Origin of the sequence: Aliihoeflea sp. 2WW, from assembly GCF_000497755.1 — a bacterium.
Lineage (GTDB): Bacteria > Pseudomonadota > Alphaproteobacteria > Rhizobiales > Rhizobiaceae > Aliihoeflea.
The window spans coordinates 137,591-164,522 of sequence record NZ_AYOD01000008.1; the positions used below are offsets into that span (position 1 = coordinate 137,591).

The window sequence follows — 26,932 nt, forward strand, 5'->3', positions numbered from 1 at the left end:
ATGTCCATAATCTTCTCGACCATGTCGCGGCTGTTCTTCGCGCTGATGCTGATCGTCTCGATCTACATGCTGTTCCGAGGCCACAACGAGCCCGGCGGGGGCTTCGTCGGCGGGCTGATCGCCGCGCTCGGCTTCGCCCTGCTGGCGCTTGCCGAAAACGTCGCGACGGCGCGGCGGGCGCTGATGGTTCATCCCGTCGCGCTGATGGGTGCCGGACTGCTGCTCGCCTTCGCCAGCGGCCTGCCCGGGCTGCTCTCGGATCGCTCGTTCCTGACGCACTGGTGGGCCGAGATCGGTTCGCTTCACCTCGGCACCGCGACCACGTTCGACATCGGCGTCTACTTCGTCGTCATCGGCGGCGTGCTGTGCCTCATCTTCCGCCTTTATGAAGAGGTCGATCAATGAGCCTCGTCTATGCACTCGCGATCGCCGTCCAGATGGGTTGCGGCGTCTATCTGCTCTTGTCGCGCCATGTGGTGCGCATCGTTCTCGGGGTCGTGCTGCTTTCGGCGGCGACGAACCTCCTGATCTTCGTGGCCGGCGGCCTCGTCTTCACCGCGCCGCCCGTCATCGTCCAGGGCACGCAGACATTGGGCGCAGAAGCCGCCAACCCATTGCCGCAGGCGCTGATCCTGACGGCAATCGTCATCGGGTTTGCGCTCGTGGCATTCGCCGCCGCGCTCGTCCTCAAGACCTATCGCGCCGTCGGATCGGTCCTCACAAGCGGCCATACCGATGCCGAGGCGCTCGGTAGCCCGTTCGACGCGGAGGCCACGCGCAATGCCTGATTTCCTGACGCAAACCGCCCTGTTGTGGCCTCTGGCTATCCCGCTCGCGACGGCCGCTCTGTGCGCCGCGCTCTGGTCGAACGCGAAGGCCCAGCGTGCCGCAAATCTTGCCGGGCTCTGCCTGACGCTGGTCGCCTCGCTCGTGCTCCTGAACTCGGTCATGACCGAGGGCATTCAGGTGAAGCAGTTCGGCGGCTGGGCCCCGCCTTTCGGCATCAGCTTCGTCGCCGACCAGTTCAGCGCCGCGATGGTGGTCATTTCCAGCATCCTGGCGCTGGCAGCCGGCGTGTTCGCCACCGCAGACATCCGCCGGCGGCAGGAGCGTTCGGGATTCTACCCGCTCTTCCAGGGCCTGATGGTCGGGGTCAACGGCGCCTTCCTGACCGGCGACATCTTCAACCTCTATGTCTGGTTCGAGGTAATGCTGATCACCACGCTCGGCCTGATCACGCTCGACCGCACCCGCGCGCAGCTCGACGGGGCGCTCAAATATGCCGTTCTGAACCTCTTCTCCACCATCCTGTTCCTGATGGCGATCGGGCTGCTCTACGGCGTCACCGGCACGCTCAACATGGCGGACCTCGCGATGATCCTTCCCAATACGGAAGGGTCGGTCGCGCTGACCGTCGCGGCGATGATGTTCCTGCTCGCCTTCGGCATCAAGGCCGGCTTCTTCCCGATGTTCTTCTGGCTGCCGGCCTCCTATCACACGGCGACGATCATCGTTTCGGCCGTGTTCGCGGGGCTTTTGACGAAGGTCGGCGTCTACGCCTGCTTCCGCGTCTTCACCTTGCTCTTCGAGGTCGAGGATGGCGGCATCCGACCGCTCGTTGCGTTCTTCGCGGCGGGAACGATGGTGTTCGGCGTGTTCGGTGCGGCGATCCAGTGGGACGTGCGGCGCATCCTGTCGTTCCACATCATCAGCCAGATCGGCTACATCATGCTCGGACTTGCCATCGCGACACCGCTCGCGCTGGCCGGTGCGGTCTTCTACATCATCCACCATATCGTGGTGAAGGCGAACCTGTTCTTCGTCGCCGGCGCCATCCACCGCGCGACGGGCACGTTCGACCTGCGCAAGACGGGCGGGTTGATGAAGTCCTCGCCGCTCCTGGCCGTCCTGTTCCTCATTCCGGCGCTCTCGCTTGCGGGCATTCCGCCGCTGTCGGGCTTCTGGGCGAAGTTCATGGTCATCGACGCCTCCTTCCGCGGCGATGCGGCGTGGCTCGGCGCCGTTGCCTTGTTCGTCGGCCTGCTCACCGTCTTCTCGATGAGCAAGATCTGGATCGAGGCCTTCTGGAAGGACAGCCCGCGCAAGATCGTGCACGTGCGAGCCGTTCCCGTGGCCATGCTGCTGCCGATCGCCGCGCTCGGGGCGATCACGCTGGCGATCGGCTTCAATCCCGAGCCGCTGGTCGCGTTCTCGCAACTTGCCGCCGAGACGATGGCGGACCAGGCGCAGTTCATCGCCGCCGTCTTCAACGAACGCCAGATCGCAGGAGTCCAGCCATGAAAAACATTATTCATCGCGTCCTGACCGCCATCCTTCTGGCAGGCATCTTCCTTCGGGAACTGGTCGTCTCGTCGATCGCCGTCGCAAGATCGGTGCTCGGCGAACGCGATGCCGCCTCCTCCGCGATCATCGCCGTACCCGTCACGTTGAAGACGCGGGCCGGCGTCACCACGCTGGCCAATTGCGTGACGCTGACACCCGGCACGACCTCGCTCCACGTCAGCGAGGACATGGAGACGCTTTACATCCACGTCCTCGACGCCCCGTCGAGCGAGACGGTGATCGCCGACATCAAGAACACATTCGAGGCACGCATCAAGGAGATCGAGGGATGATCGAGTTTCTGGACAGTTCGCTTTCCACCATCGCAACGATCCTGATCACCGTGCTCATGGTGCCGCTCGGCCTTTCCGCGCTGCGAATGGCCACCGGACCGGGCTATGCCGACCGGTTCATCGCGCTCGACATGCTGACAGGGATCGCCGTCGCCATTGCCGGCCTCACCATGATCGCGACGGGGCGACGGGAGTTTCTCGACATCGCCTTCGGCATCGCTCTGATCGGCTTCCTTGCGACCTGCTCGCTTTCTGCGCTGCTCGAAAAGAAAAAGGGAGACGACTGATGCTCGTCCTGATCTCGATCGCCCTGAAACTCGCCGGCGTCGCCTTCCTCGTCATCGCGGGCGTCGGCGTCATGCGCCTTTCGGACCCCTTCCAGCGCATGCATGCCGCAACGAAGGCCGGAACGCTTGGCGCGGGCCTCGTCATCCTCGGGTCGGTCGTCGCTCAAGGGGCGACGGACGCGACGGTGACGGGAATCCTGACGATCGTCTTTCTGCTCCTGACGGTTCCCGTCGCAGGGCACCTCCTCGGCCGCGCTTCCTACGTATCGGGCGCGCAGTTGTCGTTGCGGGGCGACAATGCCCTCGATGGAATTCTGGAGCGCTCGAGCCGGCCGCTCGACGAGCGCATGGGCTGGCTGCCCGCCGAAGGGGCGAGCAGCGTAGTCGCCGCCGAACCCGGCATCGTCGCGCGCCAGCGCCGTACTCAGGTCGTCGCCCTGCCTGCGCTGGAAGCTGTTCGATTCACCGTGATCGACGGCCATGTCGAGCGCGTCGCCGAACGCGCGAGCGCGATCGCCAAACTGTCCGGCGCCGATCTTTCCGCGCATGTCGTCATCGACACCCACGCGATCGAGACCGCGGACGAACCGGCACAGATGCGCCGCCTGATCCGCGAGCGGGCGAGCAAGGCGATCCACGCCTTCAGAAGCTCCACCGGTGCCGCCGACGCGGCGCTGAACTATGACGAGGGCGACCCGGAACGTCTGCTAGCCTGCGCGCAGGCCGGCGAAGTCCTGCTGGTCGTGCCCTGCGAAGGCTGGTTCCATCACCAGGTGGAAGGCGGCCGGTCGCTGACGACGTGGGAGCCGGACGGGCTGCTGCGCCTTCCCGGCGTTCATTGCGGGCCTGTTCTTTTCGCCGCCTCGCGCCAGCCGTCGCGCCTGCCGATCACGCTCGTCGTGCGCGATTGCGGCGAAGACCACCTGCCGGCGCTCGTCGAATGGGCGCTCCTGACCGGCATCTGGACCGTCGCGCGGCTCGTTCACGTCACGCAGCCAGATAGCGACGCTTCCATCATGCAGGACATCGCGGGCCGGTTCAGCTGCGAGTACGAGCGTCGTGAAGCGGCAAGCGCGGATTGCGCGATACCGGACGAATTCGGCGACGCGCGCGCCGTCATCCTGGGCAGCACGCCGCGTCCGCTGCGGACCAACTGGTTCGGCACGCACTGGCGCACGCGGATCGCGCCGGGCATGACGGGCGACGTCCTGATCATGGAAGCGCCGGGAAGACGTCTGGACTCATAGGTCTGGCACAATAGCGCAAAAGTACGGTAATGCCTCAGGCAATGCCCTCGCGCCTTCGCCAGAACCTGCCGCTGACCGCAGCGCTGCCGCTCTTCGTGGCGATCGCGATGTTCGTGGTCGCCGTCGGCACGACGCAGCTCGGCGTGCGGTTGCTGCAGTCCAGCGGGGAGTCGGCCCTGCGTGACCAGGCGGTGGTCTTTCTGGATGCCGTTGCCGGCAATGTTGCGGCGGAAATTCAAGAGGCGCCGCAAGCGGTGCGCGCGCAACTCGCCGCATCGCTGACCTACCGCACAGCGCTGCTCGAAGAAGCCATGGCAGCGCGCTGGATCGATGCGTCGGGCACGACGCAGACCGTCGTCCTCGGCGAGAACCATCGCACGATCCTGACTGCGGCGCTCGACGAGGCCGCCGCACTCGGCGTCGACGCCACGGCGTTCCGAACCGCGGAGGATCGGGCGCTTCTGGTGGTGCTTCGGACCTATGCGATGGGCGAGATCGTGCTTTATCTCAGCGCAACCTTCGACACGATGCCCGTCATCGAGGCGGCCGATGCCGCGGCCGACATCGCGCTCGGCATCGACTTTCTCGTGGCAATCTTAGCTGCCATCGCCGTCTATGCCATCACCCGCAGGGTCCTGTCGCCTCTCGACCGGTTCATCAACCGCCTCGCCGAACACGATGCGCTGACGACCGGTCCCGCTCAATGGCGCCAGGGCGACGAGTTGCGACAGCTCGAGACCGCCCTTGCGCTGCGCGAAAAGTCGGAGGCCGAGCGCGTGCGTCTCCTCGAACAGATGGCGCAACAGGAACGCGACGCGCTTCTTGCGCGCATGGCGGCGGGGATTGCCCATGAGGTCCGCAATCCGCTTGCCGGCCTCAAGAACGGCGTTTCCACGCTGAAGCGGTTCGGCGACCGGCCGGAAGTTCGCGATCAGACGCTCGATCTCATCGAAAAAGGCCTCGACAGCATCGGCCGGGTTGTCGACGTCACCTTGTCGACCTACCGCCGCCGCTCGGGGCCTTCACGGCTTGGCGCGCAGGACATCCGCGACCTCGATCTCCTGATCCAGCCGGAAGCGCGCCGGGCAGGCGTCGAACTCGTCTGGAAACTCGACGAAACGGCAAAAGTCGATGCGGATGCGGACGCGCTGCGCCAGATCCTGATCAACCTGATGCTGAATGCCGTGCGGGCGTCGCCTGAGAACGGCATTGTCACCATCACGCTGGAACGCGATGCCGATGAGCGGACGATATCGCTCGGCATCGCGGACCAGGGAAAGGGAATGCCGCCGGAGATGGTCGCGGCGATCGTCTCGGGCCGCATGGAGGAGATCCCCGTCGAGCGCAGCATCGGCATTTGGGTGGTCGCCAACCTGGTCGAGCGCATCGGCGCGAACCTTTCGATCCGAAGCGAGGATGGCGTCGGGACCACGGTCAGGATTGCGCTGCCCGAAAGCGCCTTGGCGGCGGAGGTGTAGACCGATGACCCAGCCTCTGATCCTTCTGGTGGAAGACGACGCGACACTTGGGGCTTCGCTGCGCCAGCGGCTGGAACTCGAGGGTTTTCGCGTGTCCTGGGCGAGGACGGCCGACGAGGCGCTCGCCAGCCTGTCGAGGATCGAGCCGGCGATCATCCTGTCCGACATCCGGCTGCCGGATGGCGATGGCGAGACCGTCATGCGCCGGCATTTCGACCGTCTCGGGCTCGTTCCGACGATTTTCATGACGGCATTCGGCGATATCGACCAGGCGGTCCGGCTGGTGCGTGACGGCGCGCTCGACTATGTCACCAAGCCGTTCGATCTCGATAGGCTCGTCGATACGCTTCGCGATCTGGCAAGCCGCAGCGCGATGGCCAGTGAACCGCACTCGGACCCGTTCGCGACGAGCGCCGCGATGCGCCGTATCGGCGAGATGCTGTCGCGCGCGGCGGGGATCGACCTGCCCGTCTTGCTTCTGGGCGAAACGGGAACCGGCAAGGAGGTCGCCGCCCGCCATCTCCACCGGACGGGCCCTCGCGCGGCCCTGCCCTTCGTGCCCGTCAATTGCGGCGCGCTGCCCGGCGAACTCGCCGATTCGATGATCTTCGGCCATGAGCGCGGCTCGTTCACCGGGGCGGTCGGACAGCATCGGGGTTTTCTGGAGGAAGCCGAGGCGGGCACGCTGTTTCTCGACGAAATCGGCGATCTGCCGCTCAGCCTTCAGGTGAAATTGCTGCGCGTTCTCGAGACGCGCGAATTTCGCCGTCTCGGAGGCAGCGAGATGCGGACATTTTCGGGCCGTATCGTTTGCGCGACCAACAGAAACCTCGAGGCCCTCGTTGCGGACGGGTCGTTCCGCGAAGATCTCTGGTTCCGAATCAACGTCATAAGCTGCACGCTTCCACCTCTGCGCGAGCGTGCCGACGGCATTCCGGACATGCTGCGAAGCTTCACGGCGGCGGCTGCAATGCGCATGGGCCGCCCGGCGCCGGCGATCGATGCATCGGCCGTCGAGGCCGCGCTCGCCCATGGCTGGCCGGGAAACATCCGCGAGATGATCAATCGCGTTGACCGTGCGGTCGCGCTTGGAAACGGGTCGACGCTTTTAGAGCGCGACCTGTTTCCCGATGGCATAAGCAAGCCGGCCGGTTCTTTGGACATGGGACCCGCCAGCGGTACGCTGTCGGACATTCGCGAGGCTGCCGAGCGCAGGCACATCGTCGCGGCTCTTGCCAGGACCGGCAACTCGCCGAAGGAAGCGGCCGATCTCCTGGGTGTTTCGCGTACGACGCTGTGGGAGAAGATGCGCCGATATGGCATCGAGGCGGATGACTGACGCGGCGCGTCCCGGATGCCGGAACCGCGCTATGTCCGCTCGTCCGCAATGACCTTGCCGTCATTTGGAAGGTCGCCGACCGGCACAATCTCGACGCGGCCCTTGAGCTTGGTGATCTCGGCGAGTTTTTGCGCCGCAGCGGCGGCCAGCGACTGGTCCGCGTGTTCGATCTTCAGGACCATCGCGTCCTGCTCGTCCGCACGCGTCACCACCAGGCGCATGCGACCGGAAATGCCCAGCACCCTGGCGAGAGCGGCGACCTGCTCGGGGCGCACGAACATGCCCTTGACCTTGGTCGCCTGATCGGCACGGCCCATCCAGCCGGCGATGCGGCGACGGCCATCGACCGCAGCCAAGGCGCGCGACATGTCGCCGGTGGCGAAGCGGATCAACGGATAGTCACGGTTGAGGCGGGTGACGACGATCTCGCCGACCTCGCCGTCGGGCAGCGGATCGTCGGTGCCGGGGCGGACGATTTCCAGCACGACGCCGTCATTGACCGCCATGCCCTCCCCGCCATCCTCATAGGCGACGATGCCGAGGTCGGCCGTGCCGTAGCACTGGACGACCGCGACGCCGCGTTCGACGAGGTCGGCGCGCAGGCTGGGCGGAAGCGCCGCGCCGGACACGACGGCCCGACGGATCGGAGACGCGATGTCCGCCTCGCGAGCCTTGTCGAGCAGGATTTTCAGGAAATCAGGCGTGCCGATATAGACGGTCGGCTGAAACTGCACCATCGCGACGAGCTGGTCGGCGGTGTTGCCGGGTCCGGCCGGGATGACGGCGCAGCCGAGCGCATGGGCTCCGCTTTCGAACATCGCGCCTGCCGGCGTCAGATGGTAGGAAAACGTGTTGAGGACGATGTCCTGCGGCCCGACGCCGGCCGCCGCCAGAGCCTTTGCCGCGCCCCACCAATCCCTGCCATGGCCTTCCGGGTCGAAGATCGGGCCTGGCGAGACAAAAAGGCGTGCGAGCCTGCCGGCCGGCGTTGCCGTCAATCCACCGAATGGGGGCGCCTTAGCCTGCAGTTCGGCGAGTTCCGACTTGCGCAGGACCGGGACTGCGCCAAGCGCGTCTCGCGAGGTGAGTGCCGCGACATCGACGCCTGCGAGGCGCGCGGCCCAGAAGGGCTGGTGCTCTGCCGCGCGCGAAATCTGCGCCCGCATCGCCGCCAGAAGATCGGCGTCGCCGCCCGGCGCGATGTCTCGATGCTCGACCATGCGGTCTCCCTGCAGGTTCATGAACTCAGGCCAGCCAGCGCTTGCGGCGCTTGTAATGCTTCACGTCACGGAACGATTTGCGCCCCTCGCCGCCGACGCCGAGGTAGAATTCCTTGACGTCGTCGTTCTCGCGCAAGGCCTTCGCCTCGCCGTCGAGGACGACGCGGCCGGATTCGAGGATGTAGCCATATTTGGCATAGCGCAGCGCGACATTGGTGTTCTGTTCGGCCAGCAGAAACGAGACGCCCTGCTCGTCGTTGAGCTTCTTCACGATCTCGAAGATTTCCTCGACGAGCTGCGGCGCGAGGCCCATGGATGGCTCGTCGAGCAGGATCATCTTCGGCCGCGACATCAGTGCCCGGCCGATCGCGGTCATCTGCTGCTCGCCGCCGGATGTATATCCGGCCTGGCTGGTGCGGCGTTCCCGCAGACGCGGGAAATACTGGTAGACGAGTTCGAGATCGTCGCGGATTGCGGCCGCTCCGTCCTTGCGGGTGAACGCGCCGGTCATCAGATTGTCCTCGACCGACAGATGGCCGAAGCAATGCCGGCCTTCCATCACCTGAATGCAGCCGCGGCGCACCAGCGTATTGGGCGACAGCGCCTGGACCTCCTGCCCCTCGAACAGGATCGAGCCCTTGGTGACCTCGCCGCGTTCGGCATGGAGAAGGTTGGAAATCGCCTTCAGCGTCGTCGTCTTGCCGGCGCCGTTGGCGCCGAGAATGGCGGTGATGCCGCCGCGCGGAACCGACAGCGAGACGCCTTTCAGCACCAGAATGACGTGATCATAGATCACTTCGATATTGTTGACCGCGAGGATCGGCTCGGCGGTATCGGGCGTGGGTGCGGTCATTGGTGTCATCGCTGTTTCTATCACCTGGAAAAAAGCGCGGCGAGGAGGTTTCCCCGCCGCGCGTGACTTGTCCTATTCCGCGCAGTCGTCGTTCATCTGCCAGGGCTGGTTGGCGGCGGCATAGTCTGCGGAGGCCTTCTCGACCAGCGGATCAATGACGGCGCGATCGGCCGTCATCAGGTCGGAGACCTTGACGAACTTGGTGCCGTCCCACTCGATCATCCAGGCGCTGGCGTGGCCGGTGTGGTTCGAGCAGCTCATCGCGAAGGGCGCCATCATCTCCTCGGCGCCGAGCTCGGCAAGGCGGGCCTCGTCGAGGTTGACGCTTTCCAGGCCCTTGCGGAGCTGCTCCTGGTTGATCATCGGCGTGCCGGCTTCCGTCTGCGCGGCTTCCACCGCCTCCGCCAGGATGACCGACATCAGGATGCCGCGCTGATAGGCGGTGGTGTCGAACTCGCCGGCGCCCTGGTTGAGCTGCGACTTGCCGGCATCGACGACGTGCGTCTTCACGTCCTGCATGAGCTTGGATTCGGAATCGACGAAATTCCACGACAAGGCACGGTATCCCTTGGCCTGTTCGCCGACGAGCTTCAGGTCGGGCTCATGCGCGCCCCACCAGACGCTGACGAACTGCTCCATCGGGTAGCGAGTCTTCACAGCTTCGGTGATGGCGCCGGCATTCATCGCGCCCCAGCCCCACATGATGACGAAGTCGGGCCGCTCGCGGCGTATCTGCAGCCACTGGGCGGACTGGTTCTGCATCTCGGTCAGGCCGACCGGGATCGGCAGAAGTTCGAAGCCGTGGGTTCCGGCCATCGCTTCGAGGAGCGGCAGTGGCTCCTTGCCGTAGGGATGGTCGAGATGGAGGAATGCGATCTTCTTGCCGTCGAGACTGTCGAGATTGCCGTCCGCGACGGCCTGCATGATCATCGACGCGCCGTCCCAATAGGATGTCGGCGGGTTGAATGCCCATTTGAAGGTCTTGCCGTCCTGCATGGCCGAGAAGCCGTAGCCAGGCGCGAACATGGGGATTTCGTCGACATTGGTGCGCGGAAGCACCTGAAGCGTGATGCCGGTCGACCAGGGCTGCGTGACCAGCGCACCTTCCGACTTCAGCTTCTCGTAGCACTCGACGCCCTTTTCGGTGTTGTAGCCCGTCTCGCACTCTTCGAACGCGATCCTGACGCCGCCGATGCCGCCGTCGCGCTCGTTGAGCATGGTCATGTAGTCGAGCTGGCCGTTCATGTGCGGCGTGCCGGTCGCCGCGAACGGGCCGGTCCGGTAGGACATGTTGGGCAGCTTCAACACTTCCTGCGCGAAGGCCGGCGCGGCGATGCCGGCCGCAAGGATGCCGGCCGCAAGAGCCGTTACGTGCTTCATTTTCATCAGTCGCTCCTCCACATTCGCCCGTATCGGGCTTTGCCTCAATCAACCCGCACCGCTCTCTCCTCAGTGCGGGAATGGCCAGATGATCAGCTTTTCACGGATGACGGCCCAGAACCGCGCGAGCCCGTGCGGCTCGACGATCAGGAAGCCGATGATCAGCGCGCCGATGATCATGGTGTTCAGATGCTCGACCATGGCCGAGGAAATCGGCAGGCCGAACATGGCTGGTACCGTGCCGATGATGACCGGCAGCGCGACGATCAGCAGCGCGCCGAGATAGTTACCCAGAATGGAGCCCAGCCCGCCGATGATGGCGATGAAGAGCACCCGGAAAGATAGCTGGATGTCGAACAGGTCGGCCTCGGCCGCGCCGCGCCACAGGAAGACGAAGAGCGCGCCGGCGATGCCGACGATGTAGGACGAGACAAAGAAGGCCGAGAGCTTCGCCTTCATCAGATTGATACCGACGAGCTCGGCCGCGATGTCCATGTCGCGCACGGCCTTCCAGGTGCGCCCGATGCGACCGCGGGTGACGTTGATCGCGAGAAAGGTCACGATGCAGACGACGGACAGGACGACGAAATACTGGCTCATTGCCGAGGCGCGCGCGCCCGTGACGGTGATCCCGAACATCTGCGTGTTCGGCACCTGGATCGCGCCCGAGGCGTTGTAATTGTAGAGCCAGCCCCATTTCTGGAACAGCCAGACGAGGAAGAACTGCGCGGCGAGCGTCGCGATGGCGAGGTAGAAGCCCTTGATCCTGAGCGACGGCAGGCCGAAAGCAACGCCGACCGCTGCCGAGAAGAAACCGGAAAGGGCGATTGCGACGATGATGTTCAGCTCGGGAAAGATCGTCACGATCTTATAACAGGCATAGGCGCCCACGCCCATGAACGCGCCGGTTCCGAGCGAAAGCTGGCCTGCATAACCGGTCAGGATGTTCAGTCCGAGCGCAGCCAGCGCATAGATCAACACCGGGATCAAAAGCGCGCGGAACATGAAGTCGCTTGCCGTCAACGGGAAGACGACGAAGGCGACGATCAGGACGAGGGCGAGCAGCCACGCATCCTGCTTGACCGGAAAGAGGGCGTAATCCGCCTGATAGCTGGTCTTGTACTGGCCGGCGACGCGATAAAACATGGATTACACCCGCTCGATGATTTTTTCGCCGAAGAGGCCCTGCGGCCGCACCAGAAGCACGAGCAACGCCAGAACGTAGGCGAACCAGGCTTCCGTGTTGCCGCCGAGAAGCGGCTGGCCCCAGTAGATTTCGAAGACCTTTTCGAGGACGCCGATGGCGAGGCCGCCGACGATCGCGCCGGTGACGCTTTCGAGGCCGCCGAGCATCAAGACCGGCAGCGCCTTCAGCGCGATGACTTCCAGCGCGAAGGAGACGCCGGCGCGCGCGCCCCAGACGATACCCGTCGCGAGGGCGATGATGCCGGAGATGAACCAGACGATGACCCAGATGGTCGACAGCGAGATGCCGACCGAGAGCGCCGCCTGGTGATCGTCCCCGAGCGCGCGGATGGCGCGGCCCATCTTGGACTTGTTGAGGAAGACGAGGAGCGCGATGACGAGGAGCACCGCGCCGACGACGGCCGTCACGTCCTTCTGCTCGATCGAGACGAAGCCGCCGAAGGGTTCCATGATCCAGCTTCCGGTGGGAATTCCGAGTTCGGAGGTGATCATCACCTTGTTTTCGCCGCCGAAAATCGTTTCGCCGAGGCCGATCAGGAACAGCGTCACGCCGATCGTGGCCATGAAGAGGATGATGTCGGGCTGGTTCACGAGCGGGCGCAGGACGACGCGCTCGATGGCGACGGCGAGGAAGAACATGACGACGAGCGTCAGCGGGACGGCGAGTAGCGCTGGCACGCCGCGCTCATGCAGGCCGACGAGGGTCAGCGCCGCGAAGACGACCATGATGCCTTGCGCGAAATTGAAGATGCGCGAGGACTTGAAGATCAGGACGAAGCCGAGCGCGATGAGCGCGTAGAGGACGCCCGAGACGAGCCCCTCCCAGACGACCTGGAGGAAGAAGTCGGGCGCGGCGACCATGTCGGCGAAAGGCGCCACGAAGATCGAATGCAAGCGTTCCATTCAAAAGTCCTTCCGGTCGCTCAATGCGGCACGCCGAGATAGGCGTCGATGACGGCCTGATTGTTCTTGACCTCTTCGGGCGGCCCGTCGGCGATCTTCTTGCCGTAGTCGAGCACGACGACGCGGTCGGACAGGTCCATGACCACGCCCATGTCGTGCTCGATCAGCGCGATCGTCGTTCCGCGCTGCTGGTTCACGTCGAGGATGAAGCGGCTCATGTCCTCCTTTTCCTCCAGATTCATGCCGGCCATCGGCTCGTCGAGAAGAAGAAGGGACGGTTCCATCGCCAGCGCGCGGCCGAGTTCGACGCGCTTTTGCAGGCCGTAGGGCAGTTTGCCGACCGGCGTGCGACGGATGTGCTCGATCTCGAGGAAGTCGATGATTTCCTCGACCTTTTCGCGATGCTCGATCTCCTCGGCGAGCGCCGGACCGTGCCAGAGCATCTGCCAGCCGATCGAGCGCTTCATCTTGACCGAGCGCCCCGCCATGATGTTGTCGAGCGTCGACATGCCCTTGAAGAGCGCGACGTTCTGGAAGGTGCGCGCGATGCCCTGGCGCACGGCGTGGTGCGGCTTCATCGCGCGCCGCTCCTGGCCGCGGAAGGTGATGGTGCCGACCTGGGGCGTGTAGAAGCCGTTGATGACATTCAGCATCGACGTCTTGCCGGCACCGTTCGGGCCGATGATGGCGCGGATTTCGCCCTTGCGGACATCGAAGGAGATGTCGGTGATCGCCTTGACGCCGCCAAAGGAAAGCGAAACGTTTTTCACCTCCATCAGCGTGGCGCCCTTGGCGATGCCGTCATCGTCCGGTGCGACGATGATGTGGTGGTCGGGATGGGCGTTCATTCGGCGGCCTCCCGCACGGGCTGGGCGGCGCCGAAGACGGGCGCGTCGACGATCTTCACATTGGCGCTGATCCTGCCCTTGCGACCGTCCTCGTAAGTCACTTCGGTCTCCACGAATTTCTGCGTCGACCCGTCGTAAAGCGCCTCGATCAGCGGTGCGTAGCGTTCGGCAACGAAAGAACGGCGCACCTTCTGTGTGCGCGTCAGTTCGCCATCGTCGGCGTCCAGCTCCTTGTGCAGGATCAGGAAGCGACGGATTTGCGCGGCGGCCATCATCGGCTCGGCCGAAAGCCGCCGGTTCGTCTCCTCGACGTTCTGCGCGATCATCTCGTAGACGAGCGGGTGGCCGGCGAGTTCCTGATAGGACGCATAGGCGATGTTGTTGCGCTCGGCCCAGTTGCCGACCGCCTGGAGATCGATATTGACGAAGGCCGTCGCGAACTCGCGCCCGTCGCCATAGGCGACCGCTTCCTTGATGTTGGGGAAGAACTTCAACATGTTCTCGAGATATTTCGGCGCGAACAGCGCGCCGCTCGACAGTTTGCCGACGTCCTTCGCGCGGTCGATGATCTTGAGCTGGCCGTCCGTGTCGAAGAAGCCCGCATCGCCGGTCTTCACATAGCCGTCCGGCGTCATCGTCTCTGCGGTCTTCTCGTCTTCCAGATAATAGCCGGAGAACATACCGGGCGAGCGGAACTGCACTTCACCATCCTCGGAAATTCGGATGTCGACATTGGGTGCGGGCGGGCCGACAGTATCCGAGCGAACTTCGCCATCCTTCTGGCACGTCACGTAGAGAAACGCTTCGGTCTGGCCGTAGAGCTGCTTCAGGTTGACGCCGAGCGCGCGGAAGAAGGAGAAGAGGTCAGAGCCGATCGCCTCGCCCGCCGTGTAGGCGACGCGGATATGCGACAGGCCGAGCACGTTCTTGAGCGGTCCATAGACGAGGATTTCGCCGATCGCGTAGGAGGCACGCGCGGATGCCGGAACGCTGCGGCCCTCCAGGATCGCCTCGCCATATTTGCGCGCGACCTCGATATAGTGGCGGTAGATGCGCTGCTTGAGCTTGCCGGCGTCTTCCATTCGGATAGTGATCGACGTCAAAAGCCCTTCGAAGACGCGCGGCGGGGCGAAGTAGAAGGTCGGCGCCAGCTCGCGCAGATCCTGCGCGACCGTCTGGCTGCTTTCCGGGCACGCCATGCAGAAGCCGGCGACATAACCTTGCGCATAGTTCAGATAGTGATCGCCGACCCAGGCGAGCGGCAGATAGGCGAGGACGCTGTCCTTTTCGGTCAGCCGGTCGAAGGCGACCGTGTCCTGCGCCGCCTTGACCGCGCTCTTTGCCTTCAGCATCACGCCCTTGGAGCGCCCGGTCGTGCCGGACGTATAGAGCATGATCGAGACGTCCTCGCCGGAGGCACTGCGGATCGCCTCTTCCCAGCGCGCCGCGACCTGCCCATCGACCGACTGCGCCCGCCGGCCCATCTCCTGGACGTCCTCGAAATCATGAAGGGCGCGCTTGTCGTAGTCGGTCAGGCCGCGCGGTTCGTCATAGATGACGGCCTGAAGCGAGGTCAGCCGGTCCGCGAAGCTGTTGAGCTTGTCGACCTGTTCCTGGTCCTGCACGACCGCGAAGCGCACATCGGCGTGCGACAAGACATAGGACAATTCGTCGGCGACGGCATCGGCATAGACCGGCACTGGCACGCCGCCCAGCGACTGCACGGCACAAACCGCCCAATAGAGCTTCGGCCGGTTGGCGCCGATGATGGCGACGCGGTCGCCGTGCCGGACGCCGAGCGTGGCGAGGCCGGTCGCGAAATCGCGAATAGCGTCGCGTTGCTGGCTCCATGTCCAGCTTTGCCAGATGCCGCGATCCTTGTGGCGCATGGCCGGACGCGTCCCGAACATCTCCGCATTGCGCAGAAGATATTTCGGAAACGTATCGGGCAAGGTTTGAGCCTCAGCCAATCTCGTTCCTCCTTGGACGACGTTGCGCCCGTTCCTCCCGGGGTATGCCCCCTGTTCTTGACGAGGAAAGTTCCACGAATCGAAGACGCGTTCAACTTGCGCCTTGACAGACAGATCGACTGATTGTCTCTTTAATCGGCAGCGCGTGTGACCCACCAACGAATTTCGGGTGGAAGTCTAGGATGCCCCTGCCAATATCTCTTCTCAAGCGCCGTAGCTGGCGAGCCTGTCCACCGCCAGCGGGCGAATGAGCCCGGGCTCGAGCGCGATCAATCCCTCATCGGCCAGTTCCTTCAGGCAGCGGTTGGCGACCTGCCGCGATATTCCGGCGAGGTGACCGACTTCTTCCTGCGTGATCTCGATGACGCCGCGCACCTGGGGGCAAAGAACGGGATTGCAGATCCACGACAGATTGCGCGCGACGCGCGCCTTGGCGTCGAAGGAGCGGTCGTGCTCGGTGACCGCGATGAACTGGCCGAGCCGCTCGTTGAGCTGGCGCACGAGGAACCGGTTGAAGCCGACGCTGTTCTCGCAAAGCCAAGAAAAGGTCGCTCGGTTCATCAGGAGGAGGTGCGTATCGCGCAACGCAACGAGGTCGTATTTGCGCTCCTCGTTCTTGAGCATCGAGCCTTCCCCGAGCCAGCCCCCTGCCCCGATGCCCGCAAACGTCAGCGCCTTGCCGCTGAGCGCGACCGCACTCATCTTGACGAGACCGGTGACCACTCCCGTCCAAGCATCGAGCCGGTCGCCGCGATGGCAGATGTAGCTGTCCTTGACGTAATGGCGCTCGCTGATGCCCCGGGCCGCGCGCTCGATCACATCGTCGGTCAGTTCTTCCGCCCAGATCGCGGATCGCACGAGATCTATCTTGCTGGTCATCCGATCCTCAGATTGTGCCCGGTCGAGACCTTCGTCCATGACCGGTCAAAGTCAAGCGATAGCCATCGCACAACGACGTCAGGAGTTGCGCGCATGTGATCGCCGGGTGGTCCTAGGGATGTTCGGCGATGACGGCCAGGAAAGCGGGCCCATACCGATCGAGCTTCGTTTCGCCGACACCGGGCACGTCCGCCATCTCGACGCGCGAGCCGGGCCGGGCTGCAGCGAGTTCGATCAGCGTCTTGTCGTGGAAGATCACGTAGGGCGGCACGTTCTGAAGGCGCGCGATTTCCGTGCGCTTCTGGCGCAGCGCCTGGAACAGGGAACGATCCGCGTCGCTGATCGCGAGTTGTGCCGTGCTCCGCTCGACCTTCTGGCGGCGCGCGCGGGGCGCTGCCGGCACGCGCAGCATCAATTGCGGCTTGTCGCGCAGAAAATCACGCCCTGCCGTTGCGATCGACAGGCCGCCATGGCCAGCAAGATCGACGTCGATCAGGCGAAGCGCGATCAACTGGCGCAGGATCGCACGCCAGATGCGATTGTCGTGCTCGGTTCCGATGCCGAACGTCGAAATTCGGTCATGGCCGAACTGGGCGATCCGCTCGTTTTCGACCCCCAGCAGTACATCGACAATGTAGGCTTGCCCGAAGCGCTCGCCGGTCCGGTAGATGCAGGACAGTGCCTTTTGTGCAGCGATCGTGCCATCGAAGCGCTCCGGCGGCCTGTCGCAGGTGTCGCAATTGCCGCACGGGTCGCAATCGTCGCCGAAATAGGACAGCAATGCCTGCCGGCGGCAATTCGCCGTTTCCGCCAGGCCCAACAGCGAATCGAGTTTCTGGCGCTCCATGCGCCGGCGCTGGTCCGGCGCATCCGATTCCTCGATGAAGCGGCTGCGCAGCGCGATATCCTCGGAGCCATAAAGCATCAGTGTGTCGGACGGCAGTCCGTCGCGCCCGGCCCGGCCCGTCTCCTGATAATACGCCTCGATGCTTCCCGGCAGGTCGATATGAGCGACGAAGCGCACGTCCGGCTTGTCGATACCCATGCCGAAGGCGACGGTGGCGACCATGATGACCGCTTCGCCATGCTGAAAGCGCGTCTGGTTGGCCTCCCGCGAGGCCTTGTCCATGCCGGCATGATAAGCGAGCGCGTCATAGCCCTGGTCGCGCAGCCAGGCGGCGGTCTCCTCCGTCTTCCGCTTCGACAGGCAGTAGACGATGCCGCTCTCGCCTTCATGACGCTTGAGGAAGTCCTTCAATTGCGCGCGGGGATTGTCCTTTTCCTCGATCGCATATCGAATGTTGGGACGGTCAAAACCCGCGGTGAAGGCGTCATCGCGCCCGATGTCGAGATGCGACAGGATTTCCGCACGCGTCGGCTCGTCCGCCGTCGCCGTCAGCGCCATGCGCGGCGTATCCGGAAACTGGCGCACCAGTGCGTCGAGTTGGCGATAGGACGGCCGGAAGTCGTGCCCCCACTGCGACAGGCAATGCGCCTCGTCGATGGCGATCAGCGACAGTTTCACACGGCCGAGCCGCTCCAGCACCTCCGGGCGCAGAAGAGTCTCCGGCGCCACATAGAGAAGGTCCAGTTCGCCTTCGTGGATGGCGTGCCACAGCGCGCGTCGATCGTCGGCCGGCAGATCCGAATTCAGCGCCGCGCCGCGCACCCCCGCCTGACGCAAGGCCGACACCTGATCCGCCATCAATGCCAGCAGCGGCGAGACGATGAGCCCCATGCCGGGCCGGACAATGGCGGGAATCTGATAGCAAAGCGATTTTCCACCGCCCGTCGGCATCAGAACGAAGGCGTTGTTGCCGCCGACGACATGCTCGACGATCCGCGCCTGCGGCCCACGGAACGCATCATAGCCATAGACGGTCTTGAGAATTTCGAGAGCGGTGGCGGTCATCGGCCTCAGCTACAGAATCAGGAAAGCGTCCCTCATAGCATGCCGGGAGGACGGCTTCGGAAGCGAGACTCTATCATTGCGATTTTTTGCAATCGTTTTATATATTTTTTATCGAGCGGACGGCTCGGCCGCTTACCGGGAGTGACGCATGAAACAGGTTTCCGACAAGCTCTACATCGCCCCTCAGATCACCGCCGCCGACATCCATGCCGCCAAGGCGCAGGGGATCGTCGCCATCGTCAACAATCGGCCGGATGGCGAGGAGGCGAGCCAGCCGAGCTCGTCGGAGAACCACAGCGTCGCAGCGACGGTGGGGCTCGGCTACACGCACATTCCCGTCGTTCCCGGCCAGATCACCAGGGGTCAGGTGGCGGATTTCCAGGCGGCGCTTGAAAACGCGGACGGTCCCGTTCTCGCTCACTGCAAGACCGGCACACGCTCGGCAACGCTTCACGCGATCGGCGAGGTGCTCGACGGCCGCATGGCGAAGAGCGAGGTCGTGCCGCTCGGCGCGCGTCTTGGGATCGACCTTTCGGGCGCAGTCAAATGGCTCGACGCCAACGAAGCCAATCTCACCAGTGCCAAGCCTGACGTTAAGGCGTTTTTCGACAAGCGAACTTTTTCGGTCCAGTACGTCGTCTCCGATCCCGCCACGAACAGATGCGCGATCATCGACCCGGTGCTCGATTTCGACGAGAAGTCCGGTGCGACGGCGACGATCAATGCCGACCGCATTCTCGACTACATCAGATCGAACGGGCTCGAGGTCGAGTGGATTCTCGACACGCATCCCCACGCCGATCATTTTTCCGCCGCCCAGTACCTGAAGGAAAAGACCGGCGCACCAACGGCGATCGGCGAGAAGGTGGTCGAGGTGCAGAAGCTGTGGAAGCGCTTCTATCACTGGCCCGATTTTCCCGCCGACGGTTCGCAGTGGGACAAGCTTTTTGCCGAAGGCGAAACGTTCAAGCTCGGCAAGATCGACGCCAAGGTGCTGTTCTCGCCCGGCCACACGCTGGCCTCGATCACCTACGTTCGTCCACGACACGCTTTTCATGCCGGATTCGGGCACGGCCCGCTGCGATTTTCCCGGCGGCAGCGCGTCGCGCCTTTGGGATTCGATCCAGCAGATTCTTGCCCTGCCCGACGAGACCCGCATCTTCGTCGGTCATGACTATCAGCCGGACGGGCGCGAGCCGCGGTGGGAATCGACCGTCGCCGAACAGAAGGCGGCGAACACGCACATTTCCACGTGTCGTACGAAAGACGAGTTCGTCGCGGTCCGCGAAGCTCGCGACGCGACGCTGCCCATGCCCAAGCTGATCCTGCACGCGCTGCAGGTGAACGTGAATGGCGGCCGCCTGCCGGCGCCGGAAGCCAACGGGAAGCGCTATCTCAAATTCCCGCTCGACGCGCTGAAGGGTGCGGCATGGGACTGACCGTCATGGCTCGCGAAATGTCGCAAGAGACAGCGGAAATGGTCGAAAATGCCGGCGAGGCGGCGGAGTTTTTGAAGAAGCTCGCCCATCCCTCGCGGCTGATGATCGTCTGCGCGCTCGTCGATGGCGAACGCGCGGTGCGCGACCTCGAAGATACGCTCGGTATCCGCCAGCCGGGCCTGTCGCAGCAGATTGCCGAGTTGCGCGAAGCCGGCTTCATCGTCGGCCGCAAGGAATCCAAGCACATGTACTACCGGCTCGAAGATGGCCGCGTGTCCGAGTTCATTTCGATGATGCACGCCATGTTCTGCGCAACGCCGGCCAAAGGATCGAACCCATGACCGAATTCACGCCCCTCGCCTCGCTTGTCGGCGGCATGATGATCGGCCTTTCGGCCGTACTCCTTATGCTGTGGGAGGGTCGCATCGCCGGCATTTCTGGGATCGCCGGACGGTTGCTGCCGCCTTACCGCGACGGCGCGTTCCCGTCGCGCTTCGGCTTCGTCATCGGGCTCGTCGCCGCACCGCTCGTCATGGTTGCGCTCGGCGGCATCGAGATCAGCCAGACGGTGTCGTCCAACATTGCGCTGATGATCGCGGCCGGCCTCCTCGTTGGCTTCGGTTCCGTATGGGGCAATGGCTGTACATCGGGCCATGGCGTTTGCGGCCTGTCGCGGCTGTCGACCCGCTCCTTCGTCGCCACCTGCATCTTCATGGCGACGGCCTTCATCACCGTCTTCCTCGTGCGCCACGTCACCGGAGCCTGATCGAATGTCCTTCCTCGTCAACCTTGCGCTCGGCCTCCTGTTCGGCGCCGGCCTCGTCGTCTCAGGCATGTCGGACCCGGCGAAGGTCTTGAACTTCCTCGACCTGTTCGGAACCTGGGACCCATCGCTTGCCTTCGTCATGGGCGGTGCGGTGCTGGTGACCTTCGTCGGCTATCGTCTGGTGCTGGCGCGCGCCGAGCCCATCGTCGGCGATCGATTCCACCTGCCGACGCGCAGCGATCATCGCCGGTCCCGCCATCTTTGGCATCGGTTGGGGGCTCGGCGGGTTTTGCCCCGGCCCGGCACTGACCGCGCTCGGCCTCGGAGCCACCGGCACCCTCGCCTTCATCCCCGCCATGCTCCTAGGCATGTGGGCCGCAAGGCTGCTCGCGGAGGGAACCGCCGCACCACGCGCCGCCTGACGCGGTCGACAATCGCCGGATCGCGACTTCGATTCCAAGTCGCCCGGCTTTGTGAAAGTTACAGGGGACAAGGCCAACCGACGTCTTGTTCGAATCGAACCATCGTGGATGATTTGACCTATCGTCAGCATAGGAAGCGGGAGTGGTCAGATGGAAGACGCAAGCGTAGGCTGGATCGCGGCAATCATCATCGGCGGTCTTGCCGGCTGGATCGCCTCGAACTTCATGAAGAGCAATACCGGCATCTTCGCAAACATCATTCTCGGCATCATCGGCGCAGCAATCGCCAGCTTTCTTTTCGGCTTTCTCGGCGTCTCTTTCGGCGGCTGGCTCGGCTATCTCATCGCCGGGTTCATCGGCGCCTGCATCCTGATCTGGCTCGGTCGAGCAGTCAGGCGCTAGCGGCCGGGGCCGACATCACGGAAAATGCGAGCGGCACAAGAGACAGGTGTCAACGGCTCATGCCGGCGCAGTCGGAAAAACTTGCCGATTCCAGGGATTTAGAGATTGGCTGGGGAACCTGGATTCGAACCAGGACTAACGGAGTCAGAGTCCGTGGGTCTACCGTTAACCTATTCCCCAAGACCGACGCGCTTGCAGCGCGCTGATGTGGGCGCGTTTTATCCGGGCGGGCGGAATAGTCAACCCCCAATGCGGCAAGTTGATGGGCGGCGGCGAAATGTGTGCTGCCTTGTCCACCGCCGCGGGTAGGACCAAGGTCACCGTTCGGTGAAAGCGCGGGCCATCGAGTCGGTGATGGGCTTGGCCAGGTAGTTGAAGAAGGTTCGTTCCTCGATCTGGATCATGATCTCCGCGGGCATGCCCGGCGTCGGCTGGAAACCGCGGACGCGCGAAAGCTCGCGTGGCGAGATGTCGATGCGCGCCAGGTAGACGTCATGTGACCTGCCCGGCGACTGCTGGTCCGAAAGCGCGTCGGCGGAAACGTAGATCACGTGACCTTCCAGGACCGGCGTGGTGCGCTGGTTCAGCGCGACGAGACGGATTGTCGCCGGCTGGCCGACGCGCACGCTGTCGATGTCCGTGCGCGGCACCTGCGCCTCGATCAGGAGCGGCACGTCGTCGGGCAGGATCTCCATCACGGCCTTGCCGCTTTCGATCACGCCGCCATTGGTGTGATAGTGGGCCCGAACGATCGTGCCCGACACGGGCGCGACGATCGAAGCGCGCTGGAGGACGTTCTCGGCCTCGCGCGATTGTTCGCGGACCACGTCGAGTTCGCCCTGAATGCCCTGCAGCCGGTCGAGAGCATCTTCCCGATAGACGCTTTCGGCCTGGGTGATTTCCTGCCGCGTGCGCTCGACCTGCGCCGTCGCCTGGTCGATTTCGGAATCGAGGCGGCCGATCTGTCCCTCGGCATCCGCCATGGCACGCTCGAGCGCCTTCAATTCGGTGCCGCGCAGCAATCCCTTCTCGAACAGCGACGCCTTGCCTTCATGCTCCTGGCGCAGAAGTTCAAGTTGCTGTTCGTAGGAGGCCTTCTGCCGGTCGTAGCCTTCGGCGCGGAATTCGAGCGACAACATGTTCTGTTCGAGGATGCTGAGTTCGCCCTCGATCTTCATCCGCTGCGCGTCGAAATTGAGCTTCTGGCTCTCGATGATCTCGATCACCTCCGGCTCGCCGAGATGGTCGTCGAGAAAGCCGGGCAGGCTCATCTGATCGAGCCCCTGATATTGCGACAAGAGCCGCGCGGCAATCGCCTCGAGGCGGGCGCGGCGAAGGAACAGTTCGCGATCCTTGGCCAGCGCCGCCGTCTCGTCCAGCAGAACCAGAGGCTGGCCGGCCTGGACGACATCGCCTTCGGACACCAGCAGTTCCTTGATAACGCCGCCGCCGAAATGCTGCACGATCTTGTTCTGCCCGGTGGCCACGAAGCTGCCCTGCGAGATCACCGCCGAGGCCAGAGGCGCCGTCAGCGCCCATGCGCCGAACCCGCCGAAGGTGACGCCCAGAAGCGCGATGCCGAATACAGTATGCTTCCAGATCGACCGCGGGACGTCCGCATACCACTGAATGTCATGAACCGAGGCGATGTCCGACATGGTGCGATCCTATTGCAACTGGTGGCCGAACGAGCCGAGCTCGACGGAAATGCCGCGTGTCTGCAGGGCGGAAAGAACGTCCTGGCGGACGCCGAACAGCGCCACGGTCCCGTTGACGAGCAGCAGGATCTTGTCGACGCTCTGCAGGAGCGCGGGACGCTGGGTGATGGTGATGACGGTGATCTTTTCGCGCTTGGCGTGTTCGAGCGCCCGCTTCAGCGCGTTGTCGCCGGCTTGATCGAGGTTGGAATTTGGCTCGTCGAGCACGACGAGGCGCGGGCCGCCGAAAAAGGCGCGGGCGAGCGCGATGCGCTGCTTCTGGCCGCCCGAAAGCGGCGTGCCGTCGGCCGCGACCATCGTTTCGTAGCCATGCGGCAGGGAGGAGATCATCTCATGCACATCGGCCAGGACTGCGGCTTCGTAGATCTGCTCGTCCGTCGCGTCCTCACGCATGCGGGCGATGTTCGCCTTGATCGTACCGGGGAAGAGCTGCACGTCCTGCGGCAGGTAGCCGATGTTTTCGCCGAACTGGCGCTGGTCCCAGTTGCGCAAATCCATGAGATCGAGCCGCACATTGCCCGATGTCGGCAGGATGGAGCCCACGAGCATCTTGCCGAGCGTCGTCTTGCCGGCGCCCGAATTGCCGATCACCGCGAGTGAATCGCCGGGGTTGAGCGAAAAGGTCAGCCCGTTGAGAACGACGCGCTTGGTGCCCTGGGGGACGTAGAGAAGGCGCTCCACATCGAGCCGCCCTTCCGGCCGTGGCAGGTTCAGGCGCTCGAAATTCAGCGGCGAGGCATTGAGAAGCGCGGTGATGCGCCCATAGGCGGATTTCGACTGCGTGTACTGGTTCCAGCCTTCGATCGCGCCCTCGATCGGCGCCAGCGCGCGGCCGGCGATGATGGAAGCGGCGATGACCATGCCACCGGTGATCTGGCCTTCGATCGCGAGATATGCGCCCCAGCCGAGCATACCGACCTGGGTCAGCAGACGTGCCCCCTTGGAGAGGGCCGAAAACATGATGTTCCGGTCCTGGGCGACCACTTGGGCGCGCAGGGATTCGGCCGTGTCCTTGCCCCAGATCCGCACCGCCTCCGGGATCATCGCGAGCGCATTGATGATCTGCGAGTTGCGCGACATGGAATCGAGATGGAGGTTGGCTTTCACCTGCGCGGTGTTGGCCTCGCCGAACGGGGCCGACGTCGCCTTCTGGTTGAGGACGGTGATCACCAGCAGAAGGAGGGCCGTTCCCACGACGATGAAGCCCAGATGCGGGTGGATCAGGAAAACCGCGAGGAGGAAAATCGGCGCGATCGGTGCATCCAGGAACGAAATCAGCGTGCGCGAGACGAGGAAGGAACGGACTTGGGCAAGATCGCCCAGCGTCTGATATTCCTTGCCGTTCCCCGTCAGCGAGGCGCGCGCGGCTGCCGACAGGATGGGCGAGCCGAGCTGGGCCGCGACCTCCACGGCCGTCCGCATCAGGATGAAGCGGCGGATCGCGTCGAAGATGGCCTGAAGGACGACGGCGCCGACGATCACGATGGTCAACATCGTGAGCGTATCGAGCGAGCGGCTGGTCAGAACCCGGTCGGAGATCTGGAAGAGATAGATCGGGATCGCGAGGACCAGGACGTTGCTGGCAACGGTGAACACCATCACGATGGCAAGGTTCCGCCGGACCGCGCTGATGCCGTTCTTGAGCTGGGCGGCAAAGTCGACGGGGCCGAGGCGCTTGTGGAACCCGGCTTCCGAGCGGTTGGTATTCGCCGCGATCTTGCCCGGTGCCGGCGCTGCGGCGATCGGCCCGTTGTCGGCCTCGATCGTTACCATTCCTGAGGGCTTGCGCGGCGCCTCCGTCCTGCCCGCGGGGCGGTCGGACGGCGTTTCGATCGTCACCGTTGCGGCTGCCTGCTGGACATCGGCGGCATTCTTCTCGATCCGCTCGATCGCACGATCAACCTCGTCGAGATGCGGCATCCGGCCGGCAGAATGCTCGCCGCGCCCGTCTTCCGCGTCCGACCGGTGCGGACGCGCTGCGTGATCTTCCTGCGTCATGTCTCAGTCCCCCCCGCTCATGCGAGCATGGTTTGCAGGCCGTCGGTCTGACCGGCATCCTGCGGGTGATAGCCCGGGTCAAGCGAGGATTTTCCGTCGGCATAGTCATCGGCCGTGTCGTCCACCAGGAAGGCGACCGCCTCGTTGACCAGCGCATTGGGATCGCGCGCACCGAGGAGATCGGGCGATGCGGAGATGAACTCCGCCTGGATGAGTATGTCCTGCGAATACTGCTCGCCGCCGACGTAAGTCTTGCCCAGTGAATCGAGGTCCGAAATGGCCGCGACGTTGATCAGGGCATTGTCGCCAGTCTTGAGCGTCCAGTTGGCGTCCGCCACCGGATGGAGAGCGTTCATGGCGAGAGCGATCTGATCGCTGTCGCCCAGAATGTTGGTCTGGCCGACATAATTGAGCTTGATCAGGTCGCCGCTGATATAGAGCACCTTAAGCGCCCCCAGACCGGCGAAGGCAGAATCGGTCAGGACATCGCCCGCCGCACCCTTGCCGCCGAGCGCGAGGCTGTCGGCGAATGCCTTGTAGGCGTCGGGAAGTCCCTCGAACCGGGTCGCACCGCCGACATTGTTGATGGACGCCTCGTTCCAGAGGAGGTTTCCGGACGTCGAAGCTGTGCCGTTTCCCGTCGTGGTGAACCCGTTCACCGCTCCGATCACGTCATTGTCGAACAGGACGTTGAGTTGCTGGATGATGTTGGCATCGTAGACATTGCCGCCGATGACGATGAGGTCGTAGGCGAACGCCATTTCGAACAGCGAAATCTGATTGATCGACATATTGTCGCCAGCGATCACGCTGGTGGTCACGCCCGATGAGGCGAGTATGCCGATGTCGTTGTCGGACATGAAGACGAATTGCTGCAGCCAATTGACGATCATCACGTCGCCATCGATGCGCTCGACCACCCAGTGCTTGGGAAATGTCGGGTCGTCGCCGGGCTGGCGCATCTCTTCATGCGTGTCGTAACGGGCGAAGGATGCCAGATTGAAGGCCTTGGTCGCCGCCGCATCCGGATCGAGCCAGCCCGAAACGGATTCGCAGACCGCATCCTCGTCCATCCAGGCATTGATCTGGATGATCGCATTCAGTTCGAAATGGCTGCCGACGACCGCCGTGACCGTCGCGGCGGTCCAGAAGCTCGTCACCGTGGCCGCATTGACCAGCGCATTGCCGCCGGCTTCGAGCGTCACGGACGCCTCGATCTGCACGTTTCCCTCGGCCTGCACGTATTTTTGTCCGACCGGCGCGATCTCTTCGCCGGGCAGCGCAGGATCGTAATAGTCGCTCAGGATCGGCAGTTCGTCGACGAGTTCGCCATTCAGATAGTCGCCTTCGAGCGTCGTCGATTTCGTCACGAACACGTTCGCGCCTTCAGGCGCCGATGACGGGTCGTAACTTTCGAACGCCTCGATCGCAATCGAGATGAAGTCGATCACCGCATCGGTGGAGCCCGGCAGGACCGGGTCGGCGATTGGCGAGATCGACAAGGCCTGGGAGGCAAAGTCGAGGAGGAGATCGTTGCCGACTGCTTCGGGCGAAAAGACGAGGCCCGAGCCGCCGACACCGAAGTAATCGTTGTCCGTCAGCGAAATCTTCTGGACGAGATAGTTTCCGATGGAGCCAAGCGGCTCGACATCTGGAAGGATCGTCTTCGTGATGTAGCTGATCGCGATCGAGGCCGGGGCGAGTTGAAGCAGAGCCGGCCACTGCGCGTAGAACTTGCCCGTCAGTTCGGGCAGATCGGGCGGAACGAAGCTCACATACGACCATGGGACGACCGGCACGAGTTCGGGTGCCGGCGGCTCGTAGGCCAGTTCGGGAACGTAGCTTCCCAACTGGAAACGCGCGTCGAACTGAGCTGTGATGAAAGGCAGTTCTTCGTGGTCGAGCTGGTCGGCTTTAGCGGCCAGGAACTTGTCGTAGGCCTCGCGCATGCGCGCTTGTTCGATCAGCGTGTGAAAGTGACCAACGAAATGCGCGATGATCTCGGTGACGCCGTCCATGGACATGGCAC

General features: G+C 64.0%; 23 protein-coding genes, 1 tRNA gene and 3 pseudogenes. 14 read left to right on the top strand and 13 right to left on the bottom strand.

The window, feature by feature from the left end; genetic code table 11:
- The 8 genes from ALII_RS0105685 to ALII_RS0105720 are packed head-to-tail and all read left to right on the top strand — an operon-like array spanning position 1 to position 6,987.
- The gene (locus tag ALII_RS0105685) at positions 1–405 is read left to right on the top strand and encodes an MnhB domain-containing protein (protein ID WP_024586359.1); all 405 of its coding nucleotides are present in this window, start codon (positions 1–3) and stop codon (positions 403–405) included.
- Entirely contained in the window at positions 402–788 is a 387-nt protein-coding gene (locus tag ALII_RS0105690; protein ID WP_024586360.1) for an NADH-quinone oxidoreductase subunit K, read from the top strand. Before ALII_RS0105685 ends, ALII_RS0105690 begins: the two co-directional genes overlap by 4 nt.
- Positions 781–2,301, top strand: a complete 1,521-nt coding sequence (locus ALII_RS0105695) for a Na+/H+ antiporter subunit D (RefSeq protein ID WP_024586361.1) — start codon at positions 781–783, stop codon at positions 2,299–2,301. Before ALII_RS0105690 ends, ALII_RS0105695 begins: the two co-directional genes overlap by 8 nt.
- A complete protein-coding gene (locus tag ALII_RS0105700) occupies positions 2,298–2,636 on the top strand; it encodes a Na+/H+ antiporter subunit E (protein ID WP_024586362.1) in 339 nt (112 codons plus the stop codon). Before ALII_RS0105695 ends, ALII_RS0105700 begins: the two co-directional genes overlap by 4 nt.
- Positions 2,633–2,923 (top strand): monovalent cation/H+ antiporter complex subunit F, encoded by a 291-nt coding sequence (locus ALII_RS0105705; RefSeq protein WP_029660243.1) that lies wholly within the window; start codon positions 2,633–2,635, stop codon positions 2,921–2,923. Before ALII_RS0105700 ends, ALII_RS0105705 begins: the two co-directional genes overlap by 4 nt.
- Positions 2,923–4,170 (top strand): monovalent cation/H(+) antiporter subunit G, encoded by a 1,248-nt coding sequence (gene mnhG, locus ALII_RS21030; RefSeq protein ID WP_024586364.1) that lies wholly within the window; start codon positions 2,923–2,925, stop codon positions 4,168–4,170. The genes ALII_RS0105705 and mnhG overlap by 1 nt, the downstream gene beginning before the upstream one ends.
- Before the next feature lie 29 nt (positions 4,171–4,199).
- Positions 4,200–5,648: an ATP-binding protein gene (locus ALII_RS0105715; RefSeq protein WP_244437322.1), complete on the top strand. Its 1,449-nt coding sequence runs from the start codon at positions 4,200–4,202 to the stop codon at positions 5,646–5,648.
- Positions 5,649–5,652: 4 nt separating this feature from the next.
- A complete protein-coding gene (locus tag ALII_RS0105720) occupies positions 5,653–6,987 on the top strand; it encodes a sigma-54 dependent transcriptional regulator (RefSeq protein WP_024586366.1) in 1,335 nt (444 codons plus the stop codon).
- 29 nt (positions 6,988–7,016) lie between these two features.
- On the opposite strand, the gene ALII_RS0105725 is transcribed toward ALII_RS0105720, so the two are convergent.
- From ALII_RS0105725 to recQ, 9 genes are all read right to left on the bottom strand, one after another.
- On the bottom strand, positions 7,017–8,207 hold the full coding sequence (locus tag ALII_RS0105725) for an AMP-binding protein (RefSeq protein ID WP_024586367.1): 1,191 nt from the start codon (positions 8,205–8,207) through the stop codon (positions 7,017–7,019).
- A gap of 25 nt (positions 8,208–8,232) precedes the next feature.
- On the bottom strand, positions 8,233–9,060 hold the full coding sequence (locus ALII_RS0105730) for an ABC transporter ATP-binding protein (protein ID WP_173401395.1): 828 nt from the start codon (positions 9,058–9,060) through the stop codon (positions 8,233–8,235).
- A gap of 72 nt (positions 9,061–9,132) precedes the next feature.
- A complete protein-coding gene (locus tag ALII_RS0105735) occupies positions 9,133–10,440 on the bottom strand; it encodes an ABC transporter substrate-binding protein (RefSeq protein WP_024586369.1) in 1,308 nt (435 codons plus the stop codon).
- Between the two features lie 69 nt (positions 10,441–10,509).
- Positions 10,510–11,586: a branched-chain amino acid ABC transporter permease gene (locus ALII_RS0105740; protein ID WP_024586370.1), complete on the bottom strand. Its 1,077-nt coding sequence runs from the start codon at positions 11,584–11,586 to the stop codon at positions 10,510–10,512.
- A gap of 3 nt (positions 11,587–11,589) precedes the next feature.
- A complete protein-coding gene (locus tag ALII_RS0105745) occupies positions 11,590–12,549 on the bottom strand; it encodes a branched-chain amino acid ABC transporter permease (protein WP_024586371.1) in 960 nt (319 codons plus the stop codon).
- A gap of 20 nt (positions 12,550–12,569) precedes the next feature.
- On the bottom strand, positions 12,570–13,397 hold the full coding sequence (locus tag ALII_RS0105750) for an ABC transporter ATP-binding protein (RefSeq protein WP_024586372.1): 828 nt from the start codon (positions 13,395–13,397) through the stop codon (positions 12,570–12,572).
- Positions 13,394–15,307, bottom strand: a complete 1,914-nt coding sequence (locus tag ALII_RS0105755; protein WP_051375783.1) for an AMP-binding protein — start codon at positions 15,305–15,307, stop codon at positions 13,394–13,396. Before ALII_RS0105755 ends, ALII_RS0105750 begins: the two co-directional genes overlap by 4 nt.
- A gap of 264 nt (positions 15,308–15,571) precedes the next feature.
- Positions 15,572–16,246, bottom strand: coding sequence for a Crp/Fnr family transcriptional regulator (locus ALII_RS0105760; protein WP_024586374.1), 675 nt, complete (start codon positions 16,244–16,246; stop codon positions 15,572–15,574).
- Positions 16,247–16,358: 112 nt separating this feature from the next.
- Positions 16,359–18,158, bottom strand: a complete 1,800-nt coding sequence (recQ, locus tag ALII_RS0105765; protein ID WP_024586375.1) for a DNA helicase RecQ — start codon at positions 18,156–18,158, stop codon at positions 16,359–16,361.
- Positions 18,159–18,306: 148 nt separating this feature from the next.
- Between recQ and ALII_RS23270 the strand changes: the two are divergent.
- The 6 genes and pseudogenes from ALII_RS23270 to ALII_RS0105790 form a co-directional block, all read left to right on the top strand.
- Positions 18,307–18,645 (top strand): annotated as a pseudogene (locus ALII_RS23270) (TIGR01244 family sulfur transferase); the annotation flags it as partial.
- Between the two features lie 36 nt (positions 18,646–18,681).
- Positions 18,682–19,597: pseudogene (locus tag ALII_RS21035) on the top strand (MBL fold metallo-hydrolase).
- 5 nt (positions 19,598–19,602) lie between these two features.
- Positions 19,603–19,938, top strand: a complete 336-nt coding sequence (locus tag ALII_RS0105775; protein ID WP_024586376.1) for a metalloregulator ArsR/SmtB family transcription factor — start codon at positions 19,603–19,605, stop codon at positions 19,936–19,938.
- On the top strand, positions 19,935–20,363 hold the full coding sequence (locus tag ALII_RS0105780; protein ID WP_024586377.1) for a YeeE/YedE family protein: 429 nt from the start codon (positions 19,935–19,937) through the stop codon (positions 20,361–20,363). The genes ALII_RS0105775 and ALII_RS0105780 overlap by 4 nt, the downstream gene beginning before the upstream one ends.
- Positions 20,364–20,367: 4 nt before the next feature.
- Positions 20,368–20,785, top strand: a pseudogene (locus ALII_RS23065) (DUF6691 family protein).
- 150 nt (positions 20,786–20,935) lie between these two features.
- Positions 20,936–21,187 carry a GlsB/YeaQ/YmgE family stress response membrane protein gene (locus ALII_RS0105790; RefSeq protein WP_024586379.1) on the top strand — a complete coding sequence of 84 codons (252 nt, stop codon included), beginning with the start codon at positions 20,936–20,938 and terminating at the stop codon, positions 21,185–21,187.
- A gap of 106 nt (positions 21,188–21,293) precedes the next feature.
- On the opposite strand, the gene ALII_RS0105795 is transcribed toward ALII_RS0105790, so the two are convergent.
- The 4 genes from ALII_RS0105795 to ALII_RS0105810 all read right to left on the bottom strand — a co-directional run bounded on the left by ALII_RS0105795 (position 21,294) and on the right by ALII_RS0105810 (position 26,927).
- Positions 21,294–21,367, bottom strand: a tRNA-Gln gene (locus tag ALII_RS0105795).
- Positions 21,368–21,504: 137 nt separating this feature from the next.
- Positions 21,505–22,845, bottom strand: coding sequence for an HlyD family type I secretion periplasmic adaptor subunit (locus ALII_RS0105800; protein WP_024586380.1), 1,341 nt, complete (start codon positions 22,843–22,845; stop codon positions 21,505–21,507).
- A gap of 9 nt (positions 22,846–22,854) precedes the next feature.
- Positions 22,855–24,903, bottom strand: coding sequence for a type I secretion system permease/ATPase (locus ALII_RS0105805; protein WP_024586381.1), 2,049 nt, complete (start codon positions 24,901–24,903; stop codon positions 22,855–22,857).
- A gap of 17 nt (positions 24,904–24,920) precedes the next feature.
- The gene (locus ALII_RS0105810; RefSeq protein WP_029660247.1) at positions 24,921–26,927 is read right to left on the bottom strand and encodes a hypothetical protein; all 2,007 of its coding nucleotides are present in this window, start codon (positions 26,925–26,927) and stop codon (positions 24,921–24,923) included.
- Between the last annotated feature and the right edge of the window lie 5 nt (positions 26,928–26,932).